Annotated in this window: 18 protein-coding genes; 7 read left to right on the top strand and 11 right to left on the bottom strand. The window is 52.5% G+C overall.

Features of this window, described 5'->3' with window-relative positions; translation table 11 throughout:
• Positions 1-53 precede the first annotated feature (53 nt).
• Positions 54-731, top strand: coding sequence for a class I SAM-dependent methyltransferase (locus GKC03_04740; protein NYT11844.1), 678 nt, complete (start codon positions 54-56; stop codon positions 729-731).
• 137 nt (positions 732-868) lie between these two features.
• Here the strand turns inward: GKC03_04740 and GKC03_04735 are convergent, their stop codons facing one another.
• The 4 genes from GKC03_04735 to GKC03_04720 form a co-directional block, all read right to left on the bottom strand.
• On the bottom strand, positions 869-2,032 hold the full coding sequence (locus GKC03_04735) for an iron-containing alcohol dehydrogenase (protein NYT11843.1): 1,164 nt from the start codon (positions 2,030-2,032) through the stop codon (positions 869-871).
• Between the two features lie 13 nt (positions 2,033-2,045).
• Positions 2,046-2,459, bottom strand: coding sequence for a sterol carrier protein (locus GKC03_04730; protein ID NYT11842.1), 414 nt, complete (start codon positions 2,457-2,459; stop codon positions 2,046-2,048).
• 226 nt (positions 2,460-2,685) lie between these two features.
• Positions 2,686-5,259, bottom strand: a complete 2,574-nt coding sequence (locus GKC03_04725) for a hypothetical protein (protein NYT11841.1) — start codon at positions 5,257-5,259, stop codon at positions 2,686-2,688.
• A gap of 31 nt (positions 5,260-5,290) precedes the next feature.
• On the bottom strand, positions 5,291-6,715 hold the full coding sequence (locus GKC03_04720) for a flippase (GenBank protein NYT11840.1): 1,425 nt from the start codon (positions 6,713-6,715) through the stop codon (positions 5,291-5,293).
• Positions 6,716-7,187: 472 nt separating this feature from the next.
• On the opposite strand from GKC03_04720, the gene GKC03_04715 reads away from it, so the two are divergent.
• Positions 7,188-8,192: an NAD-dependent epimerase/dehydratase family protein gene (locus GKC03_04715; protein ID NYT11839.1), complete on the top strand. Its 1,005-nt coding sequence runs from the start codon at positions 7,188-7,190 to the stop codon at positions 8,190-8,192.
• Between the two features lie 80 nt (positions 8,193-8,272).
• On the opposite strand, the gene GKC03_04710 is transcribed toward GKC03_04715, so the two are convergent.
• Positions 8,273-10,366 (bottom strand): acetate--CoA ligase family protein, encoded by a 2,094-nt coding sequence (locus GKC03_04710; GenBank protein ID NYT11838.1) that lies wholly within the window; start codon positions 10,364-10,366, stop codon positions 8,273-8,275.
• Positions 10,367-10,540: 174 nt separating this feature from the next.
• Here GKC03_04710 and GKC03_04705 point away from each other — a divergent pair, with 174 nt between their 5' ends.
• Positions 10,541-11,902 (top strand): MFS transporter, encoded by a 1,362-nt coding sequence (locus tag GKC03_04705; protein ID NYT11837.1) that lies wholly within the window; start codon positions 10,541-10,543, stop codon positions 11,900-11,902.
• 74 nt (positions 11,903-11,976) lie between these two features.
• Here the strand turns inward: GKC03_04705 and GKC03_04700 are convergent, their stop codons facing one another.
• On the bottom strand, positions 11,977-14,940 hold the full coding sequence (locus GKC03_04700) for an FtsX-like permease family protein (GenBank protein ID NYT11836.1): 2,964 nt from the start codon (positions 14,938-14,940) through the stop codon (positions 11,977-11,979).
• A gap of 4 nt (positions 14,941-14,944) precedes the next feature.
• On the bottom strand, positions 14,945-15,661 hold the full coding sequence (locus GKC03_04695) for an ABC transporter ATP-binding protein (protein NYT11835.1): 717 nt from the start codon (positions 15,659-15,661) through the stop codon (positions 14,945-14,947).
• Between the two features lie 152 nt (positions 15,662-15,813).
• Between GKC03_04695 and GKC03_04690 the strand changes: the two genes are divergently transcribed.
• A complete protein-coding gene (locus tag GKC03_04690) occupies positions 15,814-17,211 on the top strand; it encodes a hypothetical protein (protein NYT11834.1) in 1,398 nt (465 codons plus the stop codon).
• A gap of 24 nt (positions 17,212-17,235) precedes the next feature.
• Here GKC03_04690 and GKC03_04685 read toward each other — a convergent pair whose 3' ends face one another.
• Positions 17,236-18,852 carry a hypothetical protein gene (locus tag GKC03_04685; protein ID NYT11833.1) on the bottom strand — a complete coding sequence of 539 codons (1,617 nt, stop codon included), beginning with the start codon at positions 18,850-18,852 and terminating at the stop codon, positions 17,236-17,238.
• A gap of 291 nt (positions 18,853-19,143) precedes the next feature.
• Positions 19,144-19,542, bottom strand: coding sequence for a carboxymuconolactone decarboxylase family protein (locus GKC03_04680; GenBank protein ID NYT11832.1), 399 nt, complete (start codon positions 19,540-19,542; stop codon positions 19,144-19,146).
• Between the two features lie 434 nt (positions 19,543-19,976).
• On the opposite strand from GKC03_04680, the gene GKC03_04675 reads away from it, so the two are divergent.
• From GKC03_04675 to GKC03_04665, 3 genes are all read left to right on the top strand, one after another.
• A complete protein-coding gene (locus tag GKC03_04675; GenBank protein NYT11831.1) occupies positions 19,977-20,138 on the top strand; it encodes a DUF5305 domain-containing protein in 162 nt (53 codons plus the stop codon).
• 77 nt (positions 20,139-20,215) lie between these two features.
• On the top strand, positions 20,216-20,479 hold the full coding sequence (locus tag GKC03_04670) for a hypothetical protein (GenBank protein ID NYT11830.1): 264 nt from the start codon (positions 20,216-20,218) through the stop codon (positions 20,477-20,479).
• 609 nt (positions 20,480-21,088) lie between these two features.
• Positions 21,089-21,664 (top strand): nitroreductase family protein, encoded by a 576-nt coding sequence (locus GKC03_04665; protein ID NYT11829.1) that lies wholly within the window; start codon positions 21,089-21,091, stop codon positions 21,662-21,664.
• 65 nt (positions 21,665-21,729) lie between these two features.
• Here GKC03_04665 and GKC03_04660 read toward each other — a convergent pair whose 3' ends face one another.
• Together GKC03_04660 and GKC03_04655 are read right to left on the bottom strand one after the other, a co-directional pair.
• Positions 21,730-21,969 (bottom strand): Lrp/AsnC family transcriptional regulator, encoded by a 240-nt coding sequence (locus GKC03_04660; GenBank protein NYT11828.1) that lies wholly within the window; start codon positions 21,967-21,969, stop codon positions 21,730-21,732.
• A 173-nt stretch (positions 21,970-22,142) separates the two neighbouring features.
• Positions 22,143-22,760, bottom strand: a 618-nt coding sequence (locus GKC03_04655; protein NYT11827.1) for an ExsB family transcriptional regulator, incomplete at its 5' end; no start/stop codon positions are given.

The following is a 22,760-nucleotide window of genomic DNA, read 5'->3' as shown; positions in this document are numbered from 1 at the left end:
CCTCTTCGATCGATTTCAAGACCAACAGATGATCCACTCCGAGACCAAGCTTAATGAGGGTGCCCCTTCTTATCGAGGATACTATGGTCGAGACCGACCCGATCTTCAGGCAGCAGAGGCGCAATTGGGACGGCGAGTACAAACGCAAGGGCGTAATGTGGAGGGGAATAACCAAATTCGAGATCTCGCTGCCCAACGGTTCAAGGGTTCTGGAGATTGGATGCGGGAACGGAAAGACCATCGCATCCCTCAAGGGGGATGATCTTCCGATCGTGGCGATCGACTTCTCCTTTAAGGCGATCGAACTCTGCCGCTTCGCGGTCAAGGAGAAAAAGGTAAGCTTAATGGTGGCCGATGCCCGCTTCCTGCCTTTCCACGATGATTATTTCGATGTGGTAATCTCATCCCATTTGCTGGAGCACCTTTCAGAATCTGGAAGGAATGAAGCCGTCGCTGAGATGGAGAGGGTCCTAAGGCCCGGGGGAAGGACGATCGTTAGCGCTCTTTCCACAAGGGACATGAGGTTCGGAAGGGGCAAAGAGATCGAAAGGAACACCTTCCTCAGAGGAGGATCCATATCCACTCACTACTTCACGCCTGGAGAGATGCGTGAGCTCTTCGAGCATTTCATCGAACTAGACCTACACGAGGAGGTGGAGGAGACGCTCTATTCCGGGGAACCTGTGAGGAGAGCGAATATCGATGGGATCTTCATTCTCGACAGATCATGATTCCATGAGAATCGAATTGGACATCTTTATCTTGTCTCAACAGGTGCGGGTCTTTACCTGATTGAGTCTGAGGCTACACCAGATCATTTGAGGACATGGGTCCCGAACCCCCTTTATGGGCGGCTGGAATATGAGTTTCAACCCTTGTCCAAGGATCCAAATGCTACGACTATGATCTCTCGGTAGTCATCGAACTCTGCTTCTCTCGGGCCCGCCAGGTTTGCTGAGGACATCAAGGCTCTTTCCACCAGGTTCTCAAGTTCGGTCTCGTAATCCTTCCAATCGATGTCCATCTCACATATCTCGCATGGCAGACCTATCTCCATCATCAGCTCCACCAGTGCTTGGGCAAGGATGTTGGGCGCGTCCTCCTCGAAATCGAAGTCGATCTCCAGGGCATCCAGGATCTCAGCGTATCTGGAGGAAACTACCTCTCCGTTGTACCTGATGACGTGTGGAAGGAACAACGCGACAGCCTTTCCGTGATCAATGCCGAAAATCGCTCCTAGCGAGTGTCCTATGGCATGTGCCATTCCCACGAATGAGTTGCTGAAGGCCATCCCGGCCATGGTCGCGGCGTTCTGCATCATCTCCCTTGCCACCATATCCTCGCCGTTCGACACAGCCAAGGGGAGATATTCGAATACCATTTGAATAGCCTTGATAGCCAAGGTGTCCGAGAAATCATTCCTCCAGTTGCTTGCGTACGCCTCGATCGCATGAGTAAGAGCATCCATTCCACTGCTAGCGGTGAGATGAGGGGGCATTGTGGAGGTGAGCCAGGGTTCCAATATCACCACATCAGGAACCAGTTCCCTCGAGGCGAGCTCTCTCTTCACCTTCCCCTCCCTGTCCGTGATCACGGTCGCCCAGGTGGCCTCCGAACCGGATCCGCTTGTGGTGGGAATGCACATGAACCGTGCCTTTTTTCTTAGTCCCAAGGTCTCAAGGGGTGAGATGTCACCGACATCCAGGTCCGGTCGCTCGTAAAGAGCCCATATGGCCTTCGCTGCGTCCATGCTGCTCCCTCCCCCCAGACCGATGATCCAGTCCGGCTCGAAATCTCTGGCGATCTCAGCCACCGCCTTCACCGTTTCGATCGAAGGCTCCGGCTCTATGTTGTCGATAACCCCAACATCTATGTCCGCCTCCGCCAGAAGCTCGGAGACTTTGTCGATGAGGCCCAGTCTCTTCACCGTCTGACCGGCAATGATCAACGCCTTCTCCCCTTCAAGCTCTTCCAGACTGTCCAACGCATCCTCGCCGAAGATGATTTTTTGTGGACTGGTGAACTGCCACATCGTGCCACCAACTCTAGTCTTCTAAGGTTGGGACTCTTGTTGAGGCCTTGGTGAGCTCAGCGGCGGCCTTGGTGTACCTCATGGCCTTGGTCATGTTACCCTTGAGTTTCATCTTCCCGGTCAGGATGGCCTTCATGCCGTCCAATTTACCTTCTCCCATCTTCCTCCAGTTCTCGTACTTTCCAATGTACATGAACTCCGCTTGTTTGGCATCTCTGCTCTCCACCTTGTAGTGATCTCTCACCTTTCCATGGTAGAGGTCCAGATAATAGACGTACTCCTCGTCGAAGTTCTTGTCCGGAGTGATCACGTAGAGGAAGTCCCCCTCCCAATCCTTAGCGGCCTCTGCGTACTCCTTGCTGTTGTTCAGCTCCTCGACGTACCTGTCGAACCATTCCTCGCTCGGGAATTTTAACTTCTCCTCCATTCATATCACCTTTGTTCTGGATTGAAAAGGCATTCTTTCATTGTGAATAGGATTTAACGGGGAGGATTGCTCCCTCTTGTGATCAATGCCAAGGAAAGTCCCACCTTGCCCAATCAACCATATCGAATTCGGAGTTCGCTATATATATGATTTATCCAGGTCCCTCATCAATTCAATCAGCTGTTAGTATAATAGAATCATTGGCCTGGGAATGAACCATCTCGTACTATTCATTTGAGTTGATGAAATCGCTCACCAAGATACCGTTCCTCACCGCTTCTGCCCTAACGGATCCCATGATCGAGCTCAGCTCCTCACTTACCTGGTCTTTCCTATTCCAGATCTTCTCGATCTTGTCGATGAGCTTCTCCATATTGAGATCCTTAACATCCAGAATGAAATCCTCCTGGCCCAATATTCTGCCGATGATGCCATGTGTCTTATGAGAATAGGCGATTGCGATGGTGGGCACCGACTGGGATGTGGAGGCAATAGTCGAGTGCATCCTCGAACCTATGAATAGATCGCATTTTCCAATGATGCCCTTCACCTCCTCTGAAGCGTACTCCTTCTCGAGGGAAATACATCGTGATCTAGCTCCCAGTTTCTGCACGATATCCCTGCTGACAATCCTGTCGTCATTTCTTCCAGGTCCCATCACGTGTGGAACGAGCACCACGCTGGCATTCATCTTGGAGTTGATGTACTCCACCAACTTGGACATGAGTGAGGTGTAAGCTTCGTACTTGGCCTTCGAATCCTGAATATCATCGAAGCCGTAGCTGGCGATTATCTTGCTGGGGGCTATCCCAAACAATAGGCCATCTATATCGGACAACCCCTCCTGCTCCAGTATCTCATTTACTCTATCCTCAGGAGCAGGTTCGAACAGGAATGCCGAATCGGTGGTGACATGTATCCTGGACTCCTCAACTCCGATATCAAGAAGATGACCTTTTGAGATCTCGTCCCTCAGCGTGATGAGGTCGACTCGTCTGAATGTGTACTTGGCAAGCATCCTGCTCAGCCTCTTCTTGAAGGGTCCCACGGATTCAGCATAGATTATCACAGGCTTTCCCAGGGTCTTCCCCAGCGTGAGGTTCGAAGCGGTTGACGCAAGGGAGAGCAGGCCATAATCTTCCGTGAGCATATCCCCTCCGGTCGAGACTATGTAATCACAAGCATGGTATCTCCTTACGCTCTCGTTGCCCATACTCCCCCATCCCTTGGAGGCAAGCAGGATCTCTATTAGGTTCTTGAACGATTTGAAAAGTACTTTGGGAGAGCGCCCTATTGACAGCACGTTACTACTAAAAGTGATGTCCACATCTTTCAGGTACTCCATTTCGGGAGTGAAGTCCGGATCGGCACCGAACACCTGAAAGCGGGCGTTAGGAATCAGTTCGTTGAGAAGCTTGACTCTTGTTTTTACCAGGGCGGCCGTGCCCTTGTTCAGACAGGAGGTGTGGTTGACTATCCCTATTGTGGTCTTGGGGTTACCAGGGAAGTCCCTCCCCATCCTCATGGTGATCTGCCAAACAGCGTTCTCAGCCCTCTTTGATAGGCTGGATACTTTCCCACCGATAATCCTTGATCGTGCCAATCTTGAGATGATCTGGCTATTGCATAGGTAAAATACAGAGTGTAGATAGTCAAAGGGGTTTGTCAGGTGCCTACTTGGCGATATCCTCACACCCAAGAGCTTCCCTCTTGCCTCTATGCTGGCCTTCTTCAGATAAAGCATTCTTCCTTGAGAATCAAGTATCTCCTCCATGCCAATGTTGCCTAGCTGGATCCTCCCCGCATCAACGGCCCTGTCTAGGATTTCCTCCCCCAACTCAGTCCTTGAGATGGTCAGGGATGTTCCAGAATCATCATTGGAGAACATAGGGAGCCAGGCATCCCCAAATGAGATATCGGCCTTTTCACAAAGACCATCGTCGCATACCAGACACCCAGTGGCATAGAATAGGGAGGATCCAAGGATATCCCATGATGAAGGAAAGCTGGAACGAACGGTCCTGCCATCCTTCAATTCGACCTTTGAGAAACCTGGATATCCTTCACCCCTGTATGAGATTTCCGCAATCTCATCACGACCCACATCGAGCTTGTTGATTAGCGATCTGGTCCCCCAGAATGTGGGGGTATGATTGCAGAACAATCCCAATTTGAGTGTGATTCTGCCCTTGAGTTTACTCACGGACTCACAGGCCTTGCTCAAACCCTCCACATGGCAGGGGAGTCCCACGATTGCGAACCTCTCACCCTTGTCCGAATCCAGAACGGCTCGAAGAGCAGCGTTAACCGGTGTGGGACAGTACTTCGATCCCGAGCATTCTAGGACTTCTTCCCGCGTTCTGGCTATGAAGGTCTCGGGTTCGAGCGGATCATCGGGATTCATTCTAGTCACCAAGGCTCCGTCAACCATTCCCTCCTCGAGCGCGAAAGCCAGGATCTCGGTCACTAGTCCTCCGGACGATGAGGAGTTCCTTATTTCCGGGTTAGTGGAGAATCCGTAATAGGTACCCAGATAAGGTCCTGTCACTGATTCCATCTCTGTTTTGCTAGAAACAATCCTTTCCCAGGGCTCTTCGAGAAGCTCCCCTCTATGACATATCCGATAACAGAAGCCGCATTGAGTGCATTTGCCACCAACCTTCGGTTGAAAGATGCCCTTCTTCCGATCAATATAGAGCGAGATAGCCTTGCTTGGACAGAGCCCGATGCAGGTACCACATCCTGAGCAGATCCTTCTTGCCACGATCTCCTCAATGGTCTTTATGGCTATCCGATGCACCTCCAGATTGAAATGATGTGAGTCAGGAAGCTCACCTGCCCAACAATTCCCTTATTATTCTTCTATCTTCTTGGTCCATTCCATTGATCAGGAAAAGAACTGCCAGGTAGATCATCACGGCCAGTGGGACCGAGATGAATGGGCTGAAATCGGCGAGTAAATAGAGGGTAAATATCATTGGCAGGCTAGCTATCAAAGGCTTGGTCAGCACTGGCGTCAACTTCACCCTGTGGAAATGAGCAGACACGAACAGGTAGTAGAACGAGAAGAGGACGACCTCTGTCGCCACCGTTGCCATGGCCGCACCATTGGCCCCGTAGATGGGTATGAGGATTAGGTTCAGACAAACATTGAATACCGCGGCCAATATCGCACTGATGGCCCTCCTAGATTGCCTGTCTGTCGACGAGAGAGTGTAACCGGTGGCGTGGTTCATGAACCTCAATGGCAGATACAGGGCAAGTATCTGGAGAATCATAATGGTGGGTTCATATTCCTCCCCGTAGAGGAAAGGTATAATTTCACCTGATACGGCGACGGTGAGTATAGCGATGGGAAGCCCGATCATGAATAGGTACTTCATGGACCTTTCCAGAAGTCTTCTCAGAAGCTCCTTTGAGCTGATGAAGAGCCTTGACATCACCGGGAAGATGGCATATCCGAAGACCTCGGGGATGAACACCAGGCTATAGATGAGAGTAGTGGCGGCCTTGTACCAACCAGCTGGGGCATCACCCTTCATGATCGAGAGCATCACTATGTCAATCTGGAGGTATATTATGCCGAATAGGATGGTGACAGTAAAGGGTAGCGCTAGGTAGATGATCCTCTTGCAGAACTCCGGATCTAGCTTGAACTCAGGTCGGGAGAACTTGAAGGTAACCAAGATCAAGGCCAGGCCGAAATCTATCACAGCAGCGATGATGTATGCGTACGCAACCTCGATCAGGCCGTATCCCGCAAAGAGAATTGAGATTCCTACTGAGGTGACGATGATGCTCTTCACGATGTTGAGGGCCGCTTCGTACTCCAACCTCTCGAACGCCCTGAATATGGATCGCAGGAAGGCAGAGAAACTGGTGATTATGGCACTTCCACCGATGATGTATACGACCATCACGGTGTCCTGGGGGTATCCCAGAAGATTGATGACCAGGGCGATCAAACCAAAGGTCGCTATTGAGAGCAGCAGTTTGATCATAAAGATGTTGCTGAGGAATTTGGGCGTCTGATCCTTTCTCCTTGCCAGCTCCCTTATGGTCACCGTGCTGAGTCCGATATCGGCGAAGACCACCAGGAACTCCGTGAAGGATTGGGCAAATCCCAGCTTACCGAAATCTACGTCCCCTAGATATCTTGCCAGTAGAACGAGGAACACAAAGCCAAGGGCCATGGTGATGGCCTTCGCTATGGTGAAGGCTCCAATGTTCTTCGCCACAACTCTTACCGTACCCATTGTTGGCGCAGCTTATCCCATGATATCTTATCTAATTTTAGATGCAATATCCATTATTGGGTGAGACTTCTGATATCGTTGAAGGTTTCAGATCAGACACAGATGTTTGTAGATAGGATGCGTTCAACCTCTCCTGTCCCTGATTAGCCTATCGACAATGTGAAGAGAGTCACCTAATGCGATTACTGGAAAGAGATCCTTTTTCTCTATCTCTTCATTCATCAGCTCGATCCTGCTCCCGTTCCCATCAGATCGTCCAGCGTTTCCCGTTCACTGACAGCACCTTGAGACACATGGCAAGGGAACCATGGTCTAGTTGGGATCGCGCCCTTAAATCAGGACGGAATCGACCACGAGCAGTGTGTCTTCCTGTTCGTAATTCGTTGTAGGTCGAAGATATCTCGAGAATCGCAATTCAACATGCCTTTCAGGCGGATAGGTTCTTTTACCTCGGGTGCAATCGAGACTGCTAATGACAAGCTTGGTCACGGGAGCATCCGGATTCCTAGGAGGGCATGTGGTCGAGGAGCTTTACCGTCGTGGCGAGGACGTCGTCGTCTTCGCCCGCAAGACCAGCGACCTATCTGCCGTTAAGCATCTCCCCATCGAGGTCAGGTATGGAGAGCTTCGCGATGCGGATTCCATGAAAGGGATCATGAATGATGTCGACATGGTCTTCAACTGCGCTGGCTCGGTGAGATTCCATCAATCCTATGATAAGATCCACGACATCAACGTGGCCGGGACAGAGAGGATTGTGGCCGCCGCAGCTGATGCAGAGGTCGACAAGGTAGTCCACACCAGCTCCATGGCGGCGCTTGGTCCAGATGGTGCCGTGGATTCTGATTCGGTGAAGACCGACCGACCAGACATCAAGAATGTATACTCCCGGACAAAGACAGAGGCCGAGGCGGTCTTCTTCAAGAAGTGTGCAGAGAGAGGCATCAAAGGGACCGCCCTGAGGCCCGGTGTGATATATGGACCGCGAGACATGACAGCCGCCTACTACTGGTTCAACATCATTGATAATGGTGAGGGAATGATCGTCGGCGACGGCAAGACGAGGTTTCCCCTCATCTATGTGGATGATGTCGTTGAAGCCTTCATGAAGGCTGCAGACAGGGATAATGCTGTGGGAAGGACCTACAACATTGACGGTCCGGAGAGGGGCCGTATCAGACGGATATACGATCTGATATCCAACGAGCTTGGCAGGGAGTCGAAGTACAGGTCAGTGTCCTATCGATCCGCCATGTTCGCAGCGAGGATGAACGAGTTCAAATCGGCGCTGGGCGGTTACAAGAATGAACCCAGATATTCCACATTTGTCATCTTCCTGTTCGGCAAGGATCATGGGGAGCTGGACTGCTCGAACGCTGTGGCGGATCTTGGATTCCAATCCAGGATCGGCCTCGATGAGGGCATCAAGAGAACAGCCATCTGGTACAAGACTTTGGATACGAACTCCAAGACCTAGAATATAATTTCTGATCGCATTTCGCTCTTCATTCACCGGCCAGTATATCGAAATCCATGTCCCCGAGGCCGTGGGGGGGATCACTCCCCCTTCCGGATAAGGGCGTCCACTATACTGAGGGAATCTCCTTTGACGATCACAGGGTTCAGGTCCATCTCGTCGATCTTTTCGTCTTTGATATGGATTCTGCTCACCTTCTCCATGAGATCTGCCAAGGCATTCCTGTCCACTGGGGTTGTTCCCCTATATCCATTGAGGATCTCCTGAGGCTCGAGGGCATCAATGATGGAGATGCAGTCCTGACGGGTGCACGGACAAACCCCTGCAGATGGAGAAAAGAGATCGGCCATGAACCCACCCACACCTAATGTGATTATATCTCCGAAAACGGGATCGAGTATCCTTCCCACGATGATCTCCACCCCGCCATGGATCATTCTCTGGACGAGTACATTTTCAGAAGGCCATTTCTTCTTGAAGGAGTTCCAGGTTTCCATTAGCGTCTCATGATCAATTATGTCGGTCCTGACAGCTCCAACATCCGACTTGTGTGCGATCCTCCTTGACAGCACCTTCAGCACCAGCGGGAAGCCAAGCTCTTCCTCAGCCTTCACCATCTCCTCCCTGGAGGAGACCACCCGTTCCTCTACGACCGGCAATCCCGCCTCGGCGAGTATCATCTTGGACTCGTGTTCATCGAGAATACTATCTCCGAAGTGAGAGGCGCTCACCATGATCTGGGGTTGCTGGTTCCCCCTTTCCAGTATCCTCTTCACAGCATCCATGTATTCAGATAGAGCGATCAGCCCCACCGCAAGCTCCTCGGCTGTGGTGTAGATAGGTATTCCAGCCTCATGGAGCTGATCCCTCTCGCTGCCGAAGATCTCGATTGAATCGGCGACATGGCAGTGTAGGATGGGCTTCCCGCTTCCCTTCTTGGCTTCAAGCAGCTGGTCCTTTGGGAACAGCAGGCCCGCAGTGCTGACGGTCGCCAGAAGATCGAATCCCGGATCTGCTGCGTAGGCGTTCAGAAAGTATTGATAACTTTCAGGAGTATAGCCCTGGCCGTCAACATCCATGGGGTTCTTGAGGATGGTCGGAGGGGCTCCCTTCATAAAATCCTCGAAGATCCTGATGGTCTCCTCGCTCGGTTGGGGAAGGGTGAAGTGATCATTGAGCAGGTCTGCCGCGGCAATGGTGGGTCCCGCCGTATAAGTGAACATTCCCAGCTGTTTTCCACCGATCCTGCCCGCGATAGCGAGGGCTTTGAGCTTTGCCACTAGATCCCTGGTAGAATCGGCGGTCAGCACGCCATGCTGCCTGAACGCTCCCTTGTATGCCCCCGTCTTCCCGATACCGGTCCCGGTGTGGGTTACCGCCAGATAGTCCACGGAGGCGCTCTTGCCCATCTTGTAGACCACCACAGGCTTGTGGGGAACGATCCTTGCTGCGAGCTCGCAGAATTGCTTGGCCCTTTCCGTACCCTCCATGAAGGCCCCTATGACAGTTGTGGACTCATCCTTGGCAAGATATTCAAGGAACTCTGGGAAGTCGAGCAGCGTCCTGTTTCCCACCCCGATCCACTTGCTCATTCCAACTCCCTCTTCCCTCAGCTTGGAGATGATGGAAAGCCCCATCCCACCGCTCTGGGATATGATGGAGACGTTTCCCTTTGATGGCAGCAGTCGGGGGTTGAAGTTGATCTGGAGGCCGATGTGATTGTTGATGAAGCCCAGGGTGTTGGTACCAAGCAAGGCCATTCCATTCTCGGAGGCGATTTCCCGGATCTTGCGTTCGAGCTCCGCCCCCTCCTCCCCGACCTCCTCGAATCCGCCGGTGGGAATGACCGCCGCCTTCACTCCCACATTGGCACAATTCTCCAATAGGTCGATGGCCACCATCTTGTTCGTCGCAATGACCGCAAGGTCCACATTCCCAATGGACTCGATGGAATCGTAGCATTGCAGGCCAAGAAGCTCATCATACCTTGGATTGACGGGATAGACCTTCCCTTCGTATCCACTGCTCACGATGGAATCGAGGTAGATGTAGCCCACGCTTCCCTGCCTGCCGGATGCACCGATGACCGCGATCGATCTCGGATCGAAGAGGCTGTCGAGGTCCATGTACTCCTCCTCGACATACACTTTGAGGTACTCCTCATTAACGGTCATTCCCCCCTTCATCAAGAGGTCGATGCGCTCGTCACAGGTCCATGCGGGGATTCCGAATCTTAATCTGCACCTAATACTCTCTCGGTCAGCGACCTGAGGAAGGGGGCTGGGTGAACGGACGACGATCGGAGATATCGACGCATTGTTCTTCTCATCACCTCCATAGGTGCCATGATGGCACCTCTGGACAGCACCATCGTGAGTGTCTCGCTCCCCACCATCGCCCAGGATCTGAGCATGGACTACGCCGAGATCATCTGGGTGCCCACTGCGTACCTGCTTGCCCTCTCAGTGTTGATCCTGACCATGGGGCGGTTCTCGGACATCCGGGGCAGGAAACCGGTGTTCGTGGGCGGATTCTTGATATTCGTTCTCGGCTCGCTGCTCTGCAGCCTCTCCCAGACCGGTGCAGAGCTGATCGTTTTCCGGATCATGCAGGGGATAGGGGCGGCGTTCATCGGGGCCACCGCCACCGCCATCGTGACCGACGTGTTCCCCAAAGAGGAGAGGGGTAAGGCACTGGGGGTCAATGTGATGGCAGTCTATGTCGGGCTTTCCCTCGGTCCCCCGTTGGGAGGCATCCTCACCCACGCCTTCGGATGGCAGTCGATCTTCTACATCAACATCCCCATCGGGATCCTGGTGATTGCCCTGGCCATGATCATCATGAGGGAATCGAAGCTCGAGACCGGCCGGGAGCGATTCGATGTGGCCGGGCTTGTCCTGTTCTCTGTGGCTCTTTCTACTCTCCTTGTGGAGCTGACCCTGGGGGAGCAGTGGGGGTGGATCGGCTTGGAGAGCGTGATGCTGATCCTGATCTCGGGGCTGTGCTGGATCGGATTCATCCTCGTCGAGAGGAGGATGGGGCAACGGGCCCTCCTGGATCTGAGGCTCTTCACCCACAACAGACTGTTCGCGTACGCCAACCTCTCCGCCCTTCTGAACTACGCCTCCTACTTCGGGGTCTCCTTCATGATCTCCTTCTACCTGCAGCAGGTGCTTGACCTGACCGTCCTGGAGGCCGGCACCATCCTTCTGACCATGCCGGTCACGATGGCCGTTCTCTCCCCCTTCGCCGGGTGGCTCTCTGATAAGCTGGGGTCAAGATCTCTCGCTTCCGGTGGGATGTTCATAATCGCCTTCGGGCTGCTATGGTTGAGCTTCATCGGGCTCTCTTCTCCAGTGTGGTTCGTGGTGATGGGGCTCGTCATCATCGGCCTGGGGATGGGGATGTTCTCCTCCCCCAACACCAGCGCGGTCATGGGCTCGGTCGAGAGGAGGCAACTCGGGGTGGCATCGGGGACCGTCGCCACCATGCGGTTCGTGGGTCAGTCGATGAGCCTGGCCATCATGGGTGCGATCGTGGCCAGCATCGCGGGGATGGCAAGCCTCTCCGGTCTGTTCTCGGGTCTTCCCATGGATATCGGTATCGACGCATCAGCATTCGTCGAGGGGCTCAGGGCTGCGTTCCTGGTGTCAGCTGGGATAGCGATGATTGGGGGGTTCACCTCCCTGGCACGGGGGAAGAAGGTCTAGAAGGCGATAACCGGTCAGTGTCCTTCCCAGGTGGCGTCGAACATTCCCCTCAGGGTCCTGGGACCATAGAGGCCTTACTCGAACCTCAACACCTCAGCGGGACTGACCTTGCTTGCTCCCCTGGCGGCCGGAAAGACGCTCAGCAGAGTTGCTAGGAACGCTCCGATGCCCACAATGATGATCTCTCCCCAGGGAATGACAAAATCATATCCGATCTCCTGGAATGCCTCCAAATACACAGTGTAGCCCACGGATATCCCTAAGAGAGAGCCCAGAACGATACCCAAGAAGGAGATGAACGAGGATTCCAGGGCGAAGTTAGTGACCACCATCCTCTTGGTGTAGCCGATGGCGCGCATCATTCCTATCTCCAGCCTTCTTTCACGAATGGAGCGTATTGTGATGATCCCCAGACCAGAGATTCCTATGATCAAACCTAGACCGAGGAACGCCCTGAACAGGGTGAACACGCCGTTGATCTGCTGAACGATCTCTTTGGCCACGGTGTCCACCGGAATGGTCTGCATCCCGTAGGCGAGGAACTCTCTCTCCAGCAAGGCTGCCTGCCTATCCACATCCAGACCCTCCTCAATTTTGATCAGGTACACTCCAGAATAGCGGATGTTCATACTTTGCCCTGTGAACTCATGACTGACGAACATGCCGGTCAAAACAGGCTGCTTCATGATGCCCACGACAGTGAAGGAATATGTTCCATTGGATGTCGTTACCGAGATCTCGTCCCCGATCTCAGCTCGGGGTCCAGGCATGAAGTCGGACATCTCGCTTATCAGCATGCTTCCGTCGACGATCACCAGACTGGTATCGGCCAGTACGGCATCCCACACCTCCTTTTCCGAGGCGAATCTGTCCTTGTTCCAGTCTGCCAGCCAGTATTTACCCTCGGTTATCAAGGTGCTTTCGAAACCCAAGATATTATAGGGTGTTTCATTGCGTATGAATTCGCCAGAAGAGGTCTCTACTAGACTGTTCATCAAGCCTCTTCCAGAATCCAACGATACCACGTTGGTGATGTTCGCTCCGTCAAGGAACGAGGAGGATGTGTTGGTGTAATCCCATAGTCCTTCCTCCAGAGGCGTGGATGGGTTGGTGAAGGCGATGATGTCGAACCCCCCGGAGGTCTCAGCGGCCATCTTGGGGATGCCCACACCCAGGATGCCTGACATCACGGATAGGGTGGTGACAGTGAAGATCACCAGGCCAAAGATGAAAACGCTCAGGGCGGTGCGGAACTTCGACTTGAGCGGGTACGATATGGCTGTCTTGATCACCGCCCGGTACCCTTTCCTCGCCCTCAAGATCTTGGTGAAGAACCAGATGATGCCGTTGGAGTTGAACATCACCAGTATGAGGGCTGCGCTCACCATGAAGATTCCAGCCAGGACGAAGAGCTCGATGAACCCCTCGTAAGGAAAGATCTCAAAGGGCAGGGGAAGCCAGATGATCAGTGTGGCTATAGCCGCCATGTTCCATGCTATCCTGTCCCCCAGCAACTCCCTGTGCAGGAATCCAAGGGATATCGTTACGCAAGATAGACCGCCCATGCAGAACAGCTGCGACTCCATAAGCACCCCCATGATGACCAAGGCAGCTCCGCCCAAGCAGAGTACTATTCCCATCATTAGGCTCCTGCGATCATTGCGGGCCAGAGGTGGCTCGGGTATGTTCCTAATCGCCCTCACGATGTTGAGTGTGGATATCCTCCTGGTCGCGATGTAGACCACCAAGAGGGTGAGCAGGAAGCCTATGAGATACGCTATTGCCAGCGAGAAGGGAGTGAAGGTGAAGTACTCGGCAAGTGGGAAGTCGCCGAGGTTGAAGACGCCTGCGGCCATGGAAACGAGAACATAGGCAAGCGCAAGCCCAGCTAGAGTGCCAATCCCCGCGGCCATGGCCGCATACAGCATCCCCTCATAGGTGAACACACGAATAAGGTGGGACCTCTTCATGCCAATGGCCCGGGAAATGCCCATCTCGCTCTTTCGCTCCTCTCCCAGCATGGTGAAGATGTTGGCAATGAGAACGATGCCGGCTATGACGGAGAAGGACCCTAGCATGAAGAAGAGGCTGGTATAGGTGGCCATGTTCTCCAACCCATCTTCGATCGATTGCTGCTTGTCCTCAGTGATCTTGAACCCTTCCACCTGGTATGTCTGCAAGGTCGAGTTGATGTCCTCTCTGGCCTTGTCGATATCGGATATCTGATGGCTTCCTAGCGAAACGAACAGTATGTTCTTATGATCAGGGTGACCGGTGAGATTCTGCGCGGTGCCCAGGTCCAGGTATACATGGGGTTCGAGATCAAAGCTGCCCAGCTGCTCATACTTTGCTATGCGCTGAACAACGAGGTTCAAACTAGTGTTCCCGGTGAACAGTGTAAGGTGATCCCCCTGTGCTGCGTCCAATTCGGTGGCGAGCTTCCCATTGATATACGCCTCCCCTTCATTAGGCACGCTGGAGATCTGCTCTCCGCTCTGATCGACGAGGCTATAGGACGATAGAAGACCAGGGGTAAGCCCCATGAATCGTACATCCGCATTGGAGAGCTGGGTCTCGTTGTCGAGCACGCTAGCGGAAGACTCCACGAAAGATTGGACGAATTGGACATTGTCGATGCCTAAGAGGTCATCCTCGAGCGAGGTCATGACAGTGTCATTGAATAGCCTAGTGCCTTGCTCACCTGGAGATTCGATCACGAAGTCTACCCCAGCGCTTCCCTTGGTCGTCTCCCCTACGATCATGTTGTCCAGGGTGTCTCCCACCACGAACGATGCCGAGATTATTGCGGTTCCCACCATGAGCCCGCACACCACGAGAGCAGTTGTGCCCTTCCTCCTGAGGATGTTGCGCCTTCCCATCAGGAAGAGAACTCGATTCCAGCGGGCATCGATCAGAATGAATACGACTATCAGGGCTATCCCAACCAATAGGGCGTCGGGAAAGGAAAGCATGAGAAGTGCGTCGATGAAGAGTATGACGAGAATAAGGGAAACGATGGCCATACTCAAGCGCGTCACAGTCTCACCCCGTTTCTTCGATTTTCTGAGATATCCCGTCCGTTCCGCCATCGTTCATTATGAGTCCGTCCCTCATGTGGATGATCCTATCGCAGCTTGCTCCTACCTCGGGGTCGTGGGTGACGAGGACAAAGGTCTGCTCCTGCTCCTTGTTCAACTGCCTGAGCAGTGAGACAACACCTTCTGCTGTTTTCTTGTCCAGATCACCGGTGGGCTCATCGGCGAACACGATTGCGGGATTATTTACCAGGGCACGGGCAATGGCGACCCTTTGCCTTTCTCCACCAGAGAGGGCGGCTGGTCGCTGTGTCGCCCTTTCCTTCAGACCGACCCGGTCAAGTAGTTGCTGGGCCCTACTCCGGGCCTCGTTGTCCTTGGACCCACATATTAGCAGGGGAAGCTCCACGTTTTCGGTAGCTGAGAGCACAGGCAGCAGATTGTAGAATTGAAAAACGAAACCCATTCGGTTGGCACGGAAATTAGTCTTCTGATTGTCGTCGAGTGTGGTAAGGTCGATGTCCTCTACCCAGATCTTCCCAGAGGTAACCTCATCAAGGCCGGATAGGCAGTTCAGGAGGGTGGTCTTTCCGCATCCGGAGGGGCCCATGATGGCCACCATCTCCCCTTTCTTGATCTCCAGAGTGATCCCTCTCAGGGCTTCCACTCGGATATTGCCTGTGATGTAGGTCTTTGTAAGGTCTTTACAACTGATGATGGGCATCAAATACCTCTTTTTTCGGTTTTTGATATAATATGTCACATATAAAGACTGTCGAAATAATGATGTGAGCGTCAACATGATCGATTGCCGAATAATTTGAATCATCTATTTATCGATTGCAATGCATTAATCTCATTGGCCCGTTCGGCCAGTTGCCACTAGTGCTGAGGGAGGTATGCCACATTCTTCCTAGATTCAAGGCCAAGGACAATGATCATGTCGAATTGCCCCAGAGGATCGCTTCTTCCTCGATCGACCAGATCATGAACCTGGGGACCGTCGATATGGATGGACAGGCCCGCATCCTTGTATTCTTCGACGGTCATGTTGACGAGGGACGTCTCGCCAGGGCTGCGAGACTTACCATTGAGGCCGAGCCGATGCTTGGGTATCGATTCGTGGACGATCGATGGCGCCCCTATTGGCAACTGGTAGACGAGAAGGACTGGTCAAGTTTTTTCACCATGGTCGAGTGCTTGCCTTCCGATCTTGACCTCTTCGACTTCATGATCGAACCGGTGCTGCCGGAGAAAGCTCCCCAGATCCGGGTAGGATTGTTCCGGTCGGATTGCGATATCCTATGCATCAGATCCAACCATGTGGCCATAGATGGGGGTGGAGCCATCCACTATCTCTCTCTGCTCGCCTCGTTGTACCGAGAACTTGAGGAGAATCCACATTATTGCCCCAAGGCCAACACAAGTGGCCGCCAGGGACCCCGTCAAGTGCTGAAGCAGACTGGTCTCCTCCCTGCAATCAGGGCCCTCTCTCGGATTCAGAAGCCAGGGTCGGGCTGGGGAATTTCGAGAATCAGTGATGACCTGTCCAGGCAGACCTTGACCATCAGGCAGATTGGGCCAGAACGTTTGGCCATCATTCGTTCATACGCTAGGGAAAAGGGGGTCACAATGAACGACGTGCTCCTCACCGCCTTCTGCCGTTCTCTCTTCATAATCTGTGATCCACCGCTGAATAGGCGCCTCAGGGTGGAGGCTCCGACCAACCTACGCCGGTACCTTCCCGAAGGGAGGGAAAAGATCATCAGCGACATCTCGGCGGTCTACTTCCTTACCATCGATCGAAGGGATGATGAGAGCTTTGAGGAAACCTTGCAAAGAGTCCACCAAGATATGGACAAGAAGAAGAGAGACCGGGTGGAGCTGGCAGAGATGTTACTTCTAGAGTTGGCCCTACTTCCAGGCACATTCTTCTTGAGAAAGCTGAAAGAGTACACCAACTTCAAGATCGCTCATCCTGCCCTTTCGAACCTGGGCATGATCGATCCCGAGGCGGTCGATTTCGGTCATGTTCCCGTCAAGGACCTCCAGATGCTGGGACCAACTCTCTACCCTCCCAACATAGGAATGGGTGTGAGCACCTTCCGCCAAACCATGACCTTGAGCCTCAGCTACTGCGATTCTGCGATTGAGGCCAACATCATGGATCGATTCCTCAATCTATTTCTCGATGAGCTCCCTGGTGAACATGTCGCATCCGATTTGGTAGGATGTTCAGAATTCACTGATCGAGCCATCATGGACCACGAATAGGCAGAACGATCGAGATCCAGTTCTCTATCTTCCATATTTATCGCGCATGACGCTCTTGAACTCCTCATCGGTCGACATCACATAGATGTGCTTGGGCTTCAATTGTCCATAGGAACGTCCTTCTTTGATTCGCCGGTCTATCTCTGCCTGGATCACGTTGTAGTCCTGGGGAGACAGAACGATGACCTCCAGCTTCTTCAGATCATTGGCGATCTGAAATGACTGAGGCAGGTCCGAATGCTCCTCGGTGAGGCGGCGTACCACCTCGTTCTTGAACCGCTCGACATCCGCTGGGCCAGATTCAGGGATGACCACCAGAGCCAGGCGGGCTGGCATCTCTCGAATATTGTAGAGTTCCCACCATTTAACGTTGCTGGAGCGGTGAAGGGCTTCGTTGACATACCTTGAATAGATCTTGATCCCCAAGAAGTTGCCCGACTCATCTTGTGCTTCGAAGTCCAATGTCTCCACCGATCTGCCCAGGACCCTGATTAGAGGGAGCTTTAGCGCAAGTGGTACGCCGTTCACCTCGACCTCGATCTCGTGAGCGGAATCCAGAACTTCGATGGTATCTCCAGTAGGGTAGCGCACCAGAGGAAGGCACTGCCCCTGGCGGGTGATGAGGAGTTCCCCTTTCATCCCAGGCTTCCAATCATGCCACAGAACCCCCTCGACCCTGTACTGGGGGTCTTCCTTGCCCTTGAGCACATCCTCCGGTGAGGCGATCTCGGGAATGAGCGTGTTGAGGAAGATGCTCAAGCCGTTGATCGAGAGATCGATCTGAGCGGCCGTGATGGGATTTTCCGTGCTTCCGTAAACATCGTAGATACGGAGGCGGGGGTAGCACTTCTCCAACTCCCCCATGTATGGATTAAGCGCCTCGGCGTATGAGATGGCTATAGTAACATTATCGGTGATGTCCTTCAGTGCACCCATATCTATCCCCCTCAGGTAGATCCGTCTGGCGAGCTTTGCCAGCGGTCTGGGGAGGTGGTACGTTCTGATGGCCTTATCCTCGACCAAACCACTGAGGAAAAAAGGTTCCTGGCTCATCCTTCCGATCAGGTAAATTATGAGGGCACCACTGGCCATGATGTCTATATCCTTTTCAGAGGAAATCCGTCGAAGTGCCTTGATCAGATCCTTATCGTCCTTTAGAAGGGTGGAGATACTATCGTCCATATGCAGTATCTTACCCACCTCGATCAGAAAGTAACCGGAGAGGTCGGGAAGACGTCCTCCCAGGTTCCACGCCTTCTGTCCAGGCTTGACACCAATGATCCGGGACATCATGGCGTATTCGAATGCGATGCGATGGATGTCCTCTTCTCCATAATAGAAACGCTTAGGTTCTCCAGTTGAACCTGAAGTGTGAAAGCACTGCACTATGGGAGCCAGCAGGACTTTATCCAGACCTTCCTTTTCGGTGCGTTCCAAAATGAATTCGTATGAGGTCAAAGGTAGGGAGCTAAGCTCTTCTAGGGAGGACAGCTGCCTTATGCGATCAGAATAAATGGGAGATTTCAACGCTTGAGAGGTGATCTCGGTCAGAAGCTTCTCATGCCTTTTCAAACGTTCATCGTAGGAAATGGAGAATTCATCGACCACCGTATGGTCCAGTTGGGTGATATCCTCTGACACCACAGGGCAAGATAGGGCTGGCTTGTATAAAATATTGGTGAGCATGAAAAATCGTGCCGATGTAACACATCACAAAATGATGACCTTGGGGACGGGAGAGCCTTCGACGTCCCCATTGGGTGGCAGCTATCGGGGGTTGAAGATCCTCTCAAGATCCATTGTCTCCCTCAAGACCATGAAGTGATTGAAATGAAGCACAATCTTCTTTTCCAACCCAACTCGCACGATCACCGGCCACCCCTTTTCGAAGCTTTATCGATCGGAGGCTGGTACTGAGTCTCAACAAGGCCATTATTCCTCTCTCGATCGAGAATCCTTGAACTTCCTGAAAGCGATCGACTGGCTCCGATTCATGGACATCATGGAGCCCACCATCATGGCCTCGAAGATCTCCTCCTCGGTGACTCCGAGACTCTTGGCCTGCTCGATGTGGACACCGAGACAGTGCTCGCTTGCCAGCGCGGCAGCGCTGCTTATCGCCGCCAGCTCGACGGTCTTCTGGTCCAGGTGCTTAGGTCTGAAGAATACGCTCGCAGTGAGATCCGTGAATGGAATGAAAATATCGCCCCGTTCAGAGAGGACCTCGGACACCAGGGGTGTAAAACCGTATACTTTCCTGATCTTCTCCAGCCTTTCCTTTACTACCGAATCCTGTTCATTCTCCTCGATAGGTTCCATAGTGTCGGTCATTTGGATATCTCCGAGCACCGTACTTGCATCGTATGGGTAGTCACTTCATCGAATAGGCACGGTGAGCAGTTCATTTGACAACTAATATTTAGCAATGTTTTTCTTGAAGACCGAGGCTTTTCGGGACTTTCTGCGGTCCTCAGTTCACATCATAAGAATTTGATCTACTTAGAACGGACATAGCAAAGCGATCTCATTAGAGATGTCGATTGTCAATTCAAATGGTGGCAAAATGGGTTCTCGGTCGTCGTCTTGAAGTTGTCGGCCACATCGCTGATGAAATCTCTTTCTTCTCATCATTCCCCCTAATATGTATCCACTTGGTATGATCTAGAGCCAACCCAGAGTTTTCGGAACAGTACTGTAAATGACTCGACCGCCCTTCTTTTGGAGGACCTGACGACAAAGACATACCCCAAATGCCCAAGCAGACCTTGAGTTCCATCAATGACCTGAGCAAACTGGCGAATGACTACTTCCTGAGGATATTCCACACCAGGATCTCAGAAAAAGACGTGTTCTTCATTGTAGACAGCGGAACCGTCTACCAGTTCGCGATCGACGGTGAAAACGAGGTATCCGCTCAAGACAGTTGACCGCCCAGTAGACAGATTTGCGTTCAGGGCAACATTTAGTAGATTGTACGTCATTAACCCCGACAGGAGGAAGAGCAATGACCGATTGGATTCTGATACTTCTGATAGTTGCTGGTTTGTTGACCCTTCTTGGATTATTCTTGGTAATCTTCCTCTGGAAGAAGAGAAAGGAGGGAGCGGTGGAGCCGGACTACAGGGCCTTTTTCATCCTCGGAATTATCTTTGCCCCAATGGGGATCGTCCTCTCAGTAATCGTCACTTGGGCGTTGCTAGGAATAACCGCCCTCGGTGTTATTTACCTGATAATCGGGTTGACCAACCGGGACAAGTGGAAGACATAGGTCCAAGTTGGATACGGTCACCATTGTAAAATCAAGTTTTCCATTGACCACCAATGCAAGGGTCTATTAGGTGTTAATTACAATATTATTATCGGTGTTAAGATGACCTCTATAGAGTCAATGGACTTGCTCGGGATGTTTGCGAGAATCATTGATCTGAGGGAAGACGAGGAACTGGTGCAGGTCTACAGTGCCTTCCAGATCAAAGTCGAGGAGATATTCAAGAACATTAATCTACCAGTCATAAGCGGACCTCTTGAGACAGAACTGATCGACATCTACTCCTCAATATGGGAAGGGTTCATAGAGGGTGCTCTCGCGGTAACGGATCAGCGATTGGCATTCCTGAGAAGGATCAAGGTGAAGAGAAAGGGAGTTCCCTGGAAGTCACCTCGCTATGAGATTGAGGAAATGGTCGAGATCGACGATCTCTCCAGGGTCAGGGTGAAGGATGATCTGCTAGAGGTGATATGCGATCTCGAGACCAATCCCAGGGTTCTCTTCTTCACGAGCTTCAATAAGATGGAACTGAAGGAGACCGGTATAGAGTCGATGCCACTGATGATGAGAGCGAGCGCCGACGAAGTCGCAGACGTGGTCGTGAAGCTCATGCCACCATCATCCGAGATAGAACCAGATAGGGTGTACTCCAAACCATCTAAAAGCTTCGATGAATGCGTGGATGCACGCACTTCGGTGAGGAAGTACAAGCCTGACGCGCTCTCGGATTATATCATAAACGAGACTTTGAAAATCGGCAATAGAGCACCTTCAGCGGGCAACCTGCAGGCGAGAGATTTCATCATCGTGGTCGACAAGGAGAAGAAGAAGGCCCTCGCGAGCGCAGCCTTTGGCCAGAAATTCCTGGCCGAAGCTCCGGCGGTGATCGTTTGTTGTGCGAACATGTCAAAGATCGAGACCCAATATCAGGACCGGGGGAAGGAGCTGTACGTGCTGCAGGATGTCGCCTCCTCTGTCTCTTACATGGAGCTGTATCTTGTGAGCAAGGGTTACGGAAGCTGCTGGGTAGGGTGCTTCGATGAAGCCATTGTTTCAGAGATCCTTAAACTTCCTGATCATGTAAGACCGATCGTCCTGTTGACAGTGGGCAAACCTGGTAGGGATAGAAGGTCGAAACCAGGGAGGGTGGATATCAAGCAACTGACCCATAGGGAAAAGTGGTGAACGGAGAAGATTCTCTGGAACTCCTTCCTGATCGCGGCCTTGATGCAAAGCAGTCCACTGACGGCTCACGGAATGACTGAAAGGGTGGTCGTCGTCTGAACGCACTCATTGGAACGGATATCCTCGAAGATGAGCTTCTTCAGATCATCCAGATTTGAGATCTCAGCCTTGACGATAAGATCGTACTGCCCGAATACCACGTGGGCTTCCTTGACGATGTCCAACTTGAGAAGCTGATCTCTAACGTTGAACGAGTTGCAGGAAGGAGGTTCGCGGGAGGTCACCAATATGTATGCAATAACCATTCAATCCCCTGCGTATATTAGGAAATCATCTCATATTAAATCAATCCCGTTCTCAAATGCTTGGGGATCGCGCCTCCTCATTCGTATGACGCCAACCGCTAGGTCTTCATAGAATTGAAAAAGGTGAGACCAGGTCCTCATGTTCCCTGGATCTCACCGAGAAGCAATGCCCTCTAGATAGCCTCAATGGTCGAGGGCGGCTTGGTCGCGAGGTTGTATGTGACGCTCACTACCCCAGGCACCTCAGCGGTTATCCTGTTTGCCAGGCGGGTGAGCTTCTCGAACGGCAGGTTCGTGGGCGTCGCGTTGACCGCATCGGTGCTGTCCCAGCACCTGATCTCGATCTGAAGCCCGAAGTCGCGCTTCTTGTCACGAATCCCCGTCACACGGTCCTCGTGCAGAATGGCGAGATACTGGAAAGCCCCTATTCCCTTGAGCTCCTGCTCGACTATCACCGTGGCTTTTCTGACGGTGGCGACCCTCTCGGGCGTGACCTCTCCAATGACCCTGGTGGCCAAGGCAGGTCCGGGGAAGGGCGGGCTCTTGAAGATCTCCTCAGGAAGTCCCAGAACCTTGCCCACAGATCTCACGCCGCTCTTTCGAAGCTGGATGATGGGCTCTATGACCTTGTATCCATATTCCTTCTTGGTGTCGATGCCCAGCTGCTCTAGAATATTGTGTTGCCTCTTGATGCCGGCCACCGTCTCCTCCACATCGGTGAAGTTGGTTCCCTGGAGCAGGTATTTGGCCTTGCTCTCCTTGACGATGCGGCCGAACACTGTCTTGTAGAA

This window comes from Methanomassiliicoccales archaeon, from assembly GCA_013415695.1.
In the GTDB taxonomy this organism is placed as follows: domain Archaea; phylum Thermoplasmatota; class Thermoplasmata; order Methanomassiliicoccales; family JAAEEP01; genus JAAEEP01.
This window is presented reverse-complemented; position numbering and strand designations above follow the sequence as displayed.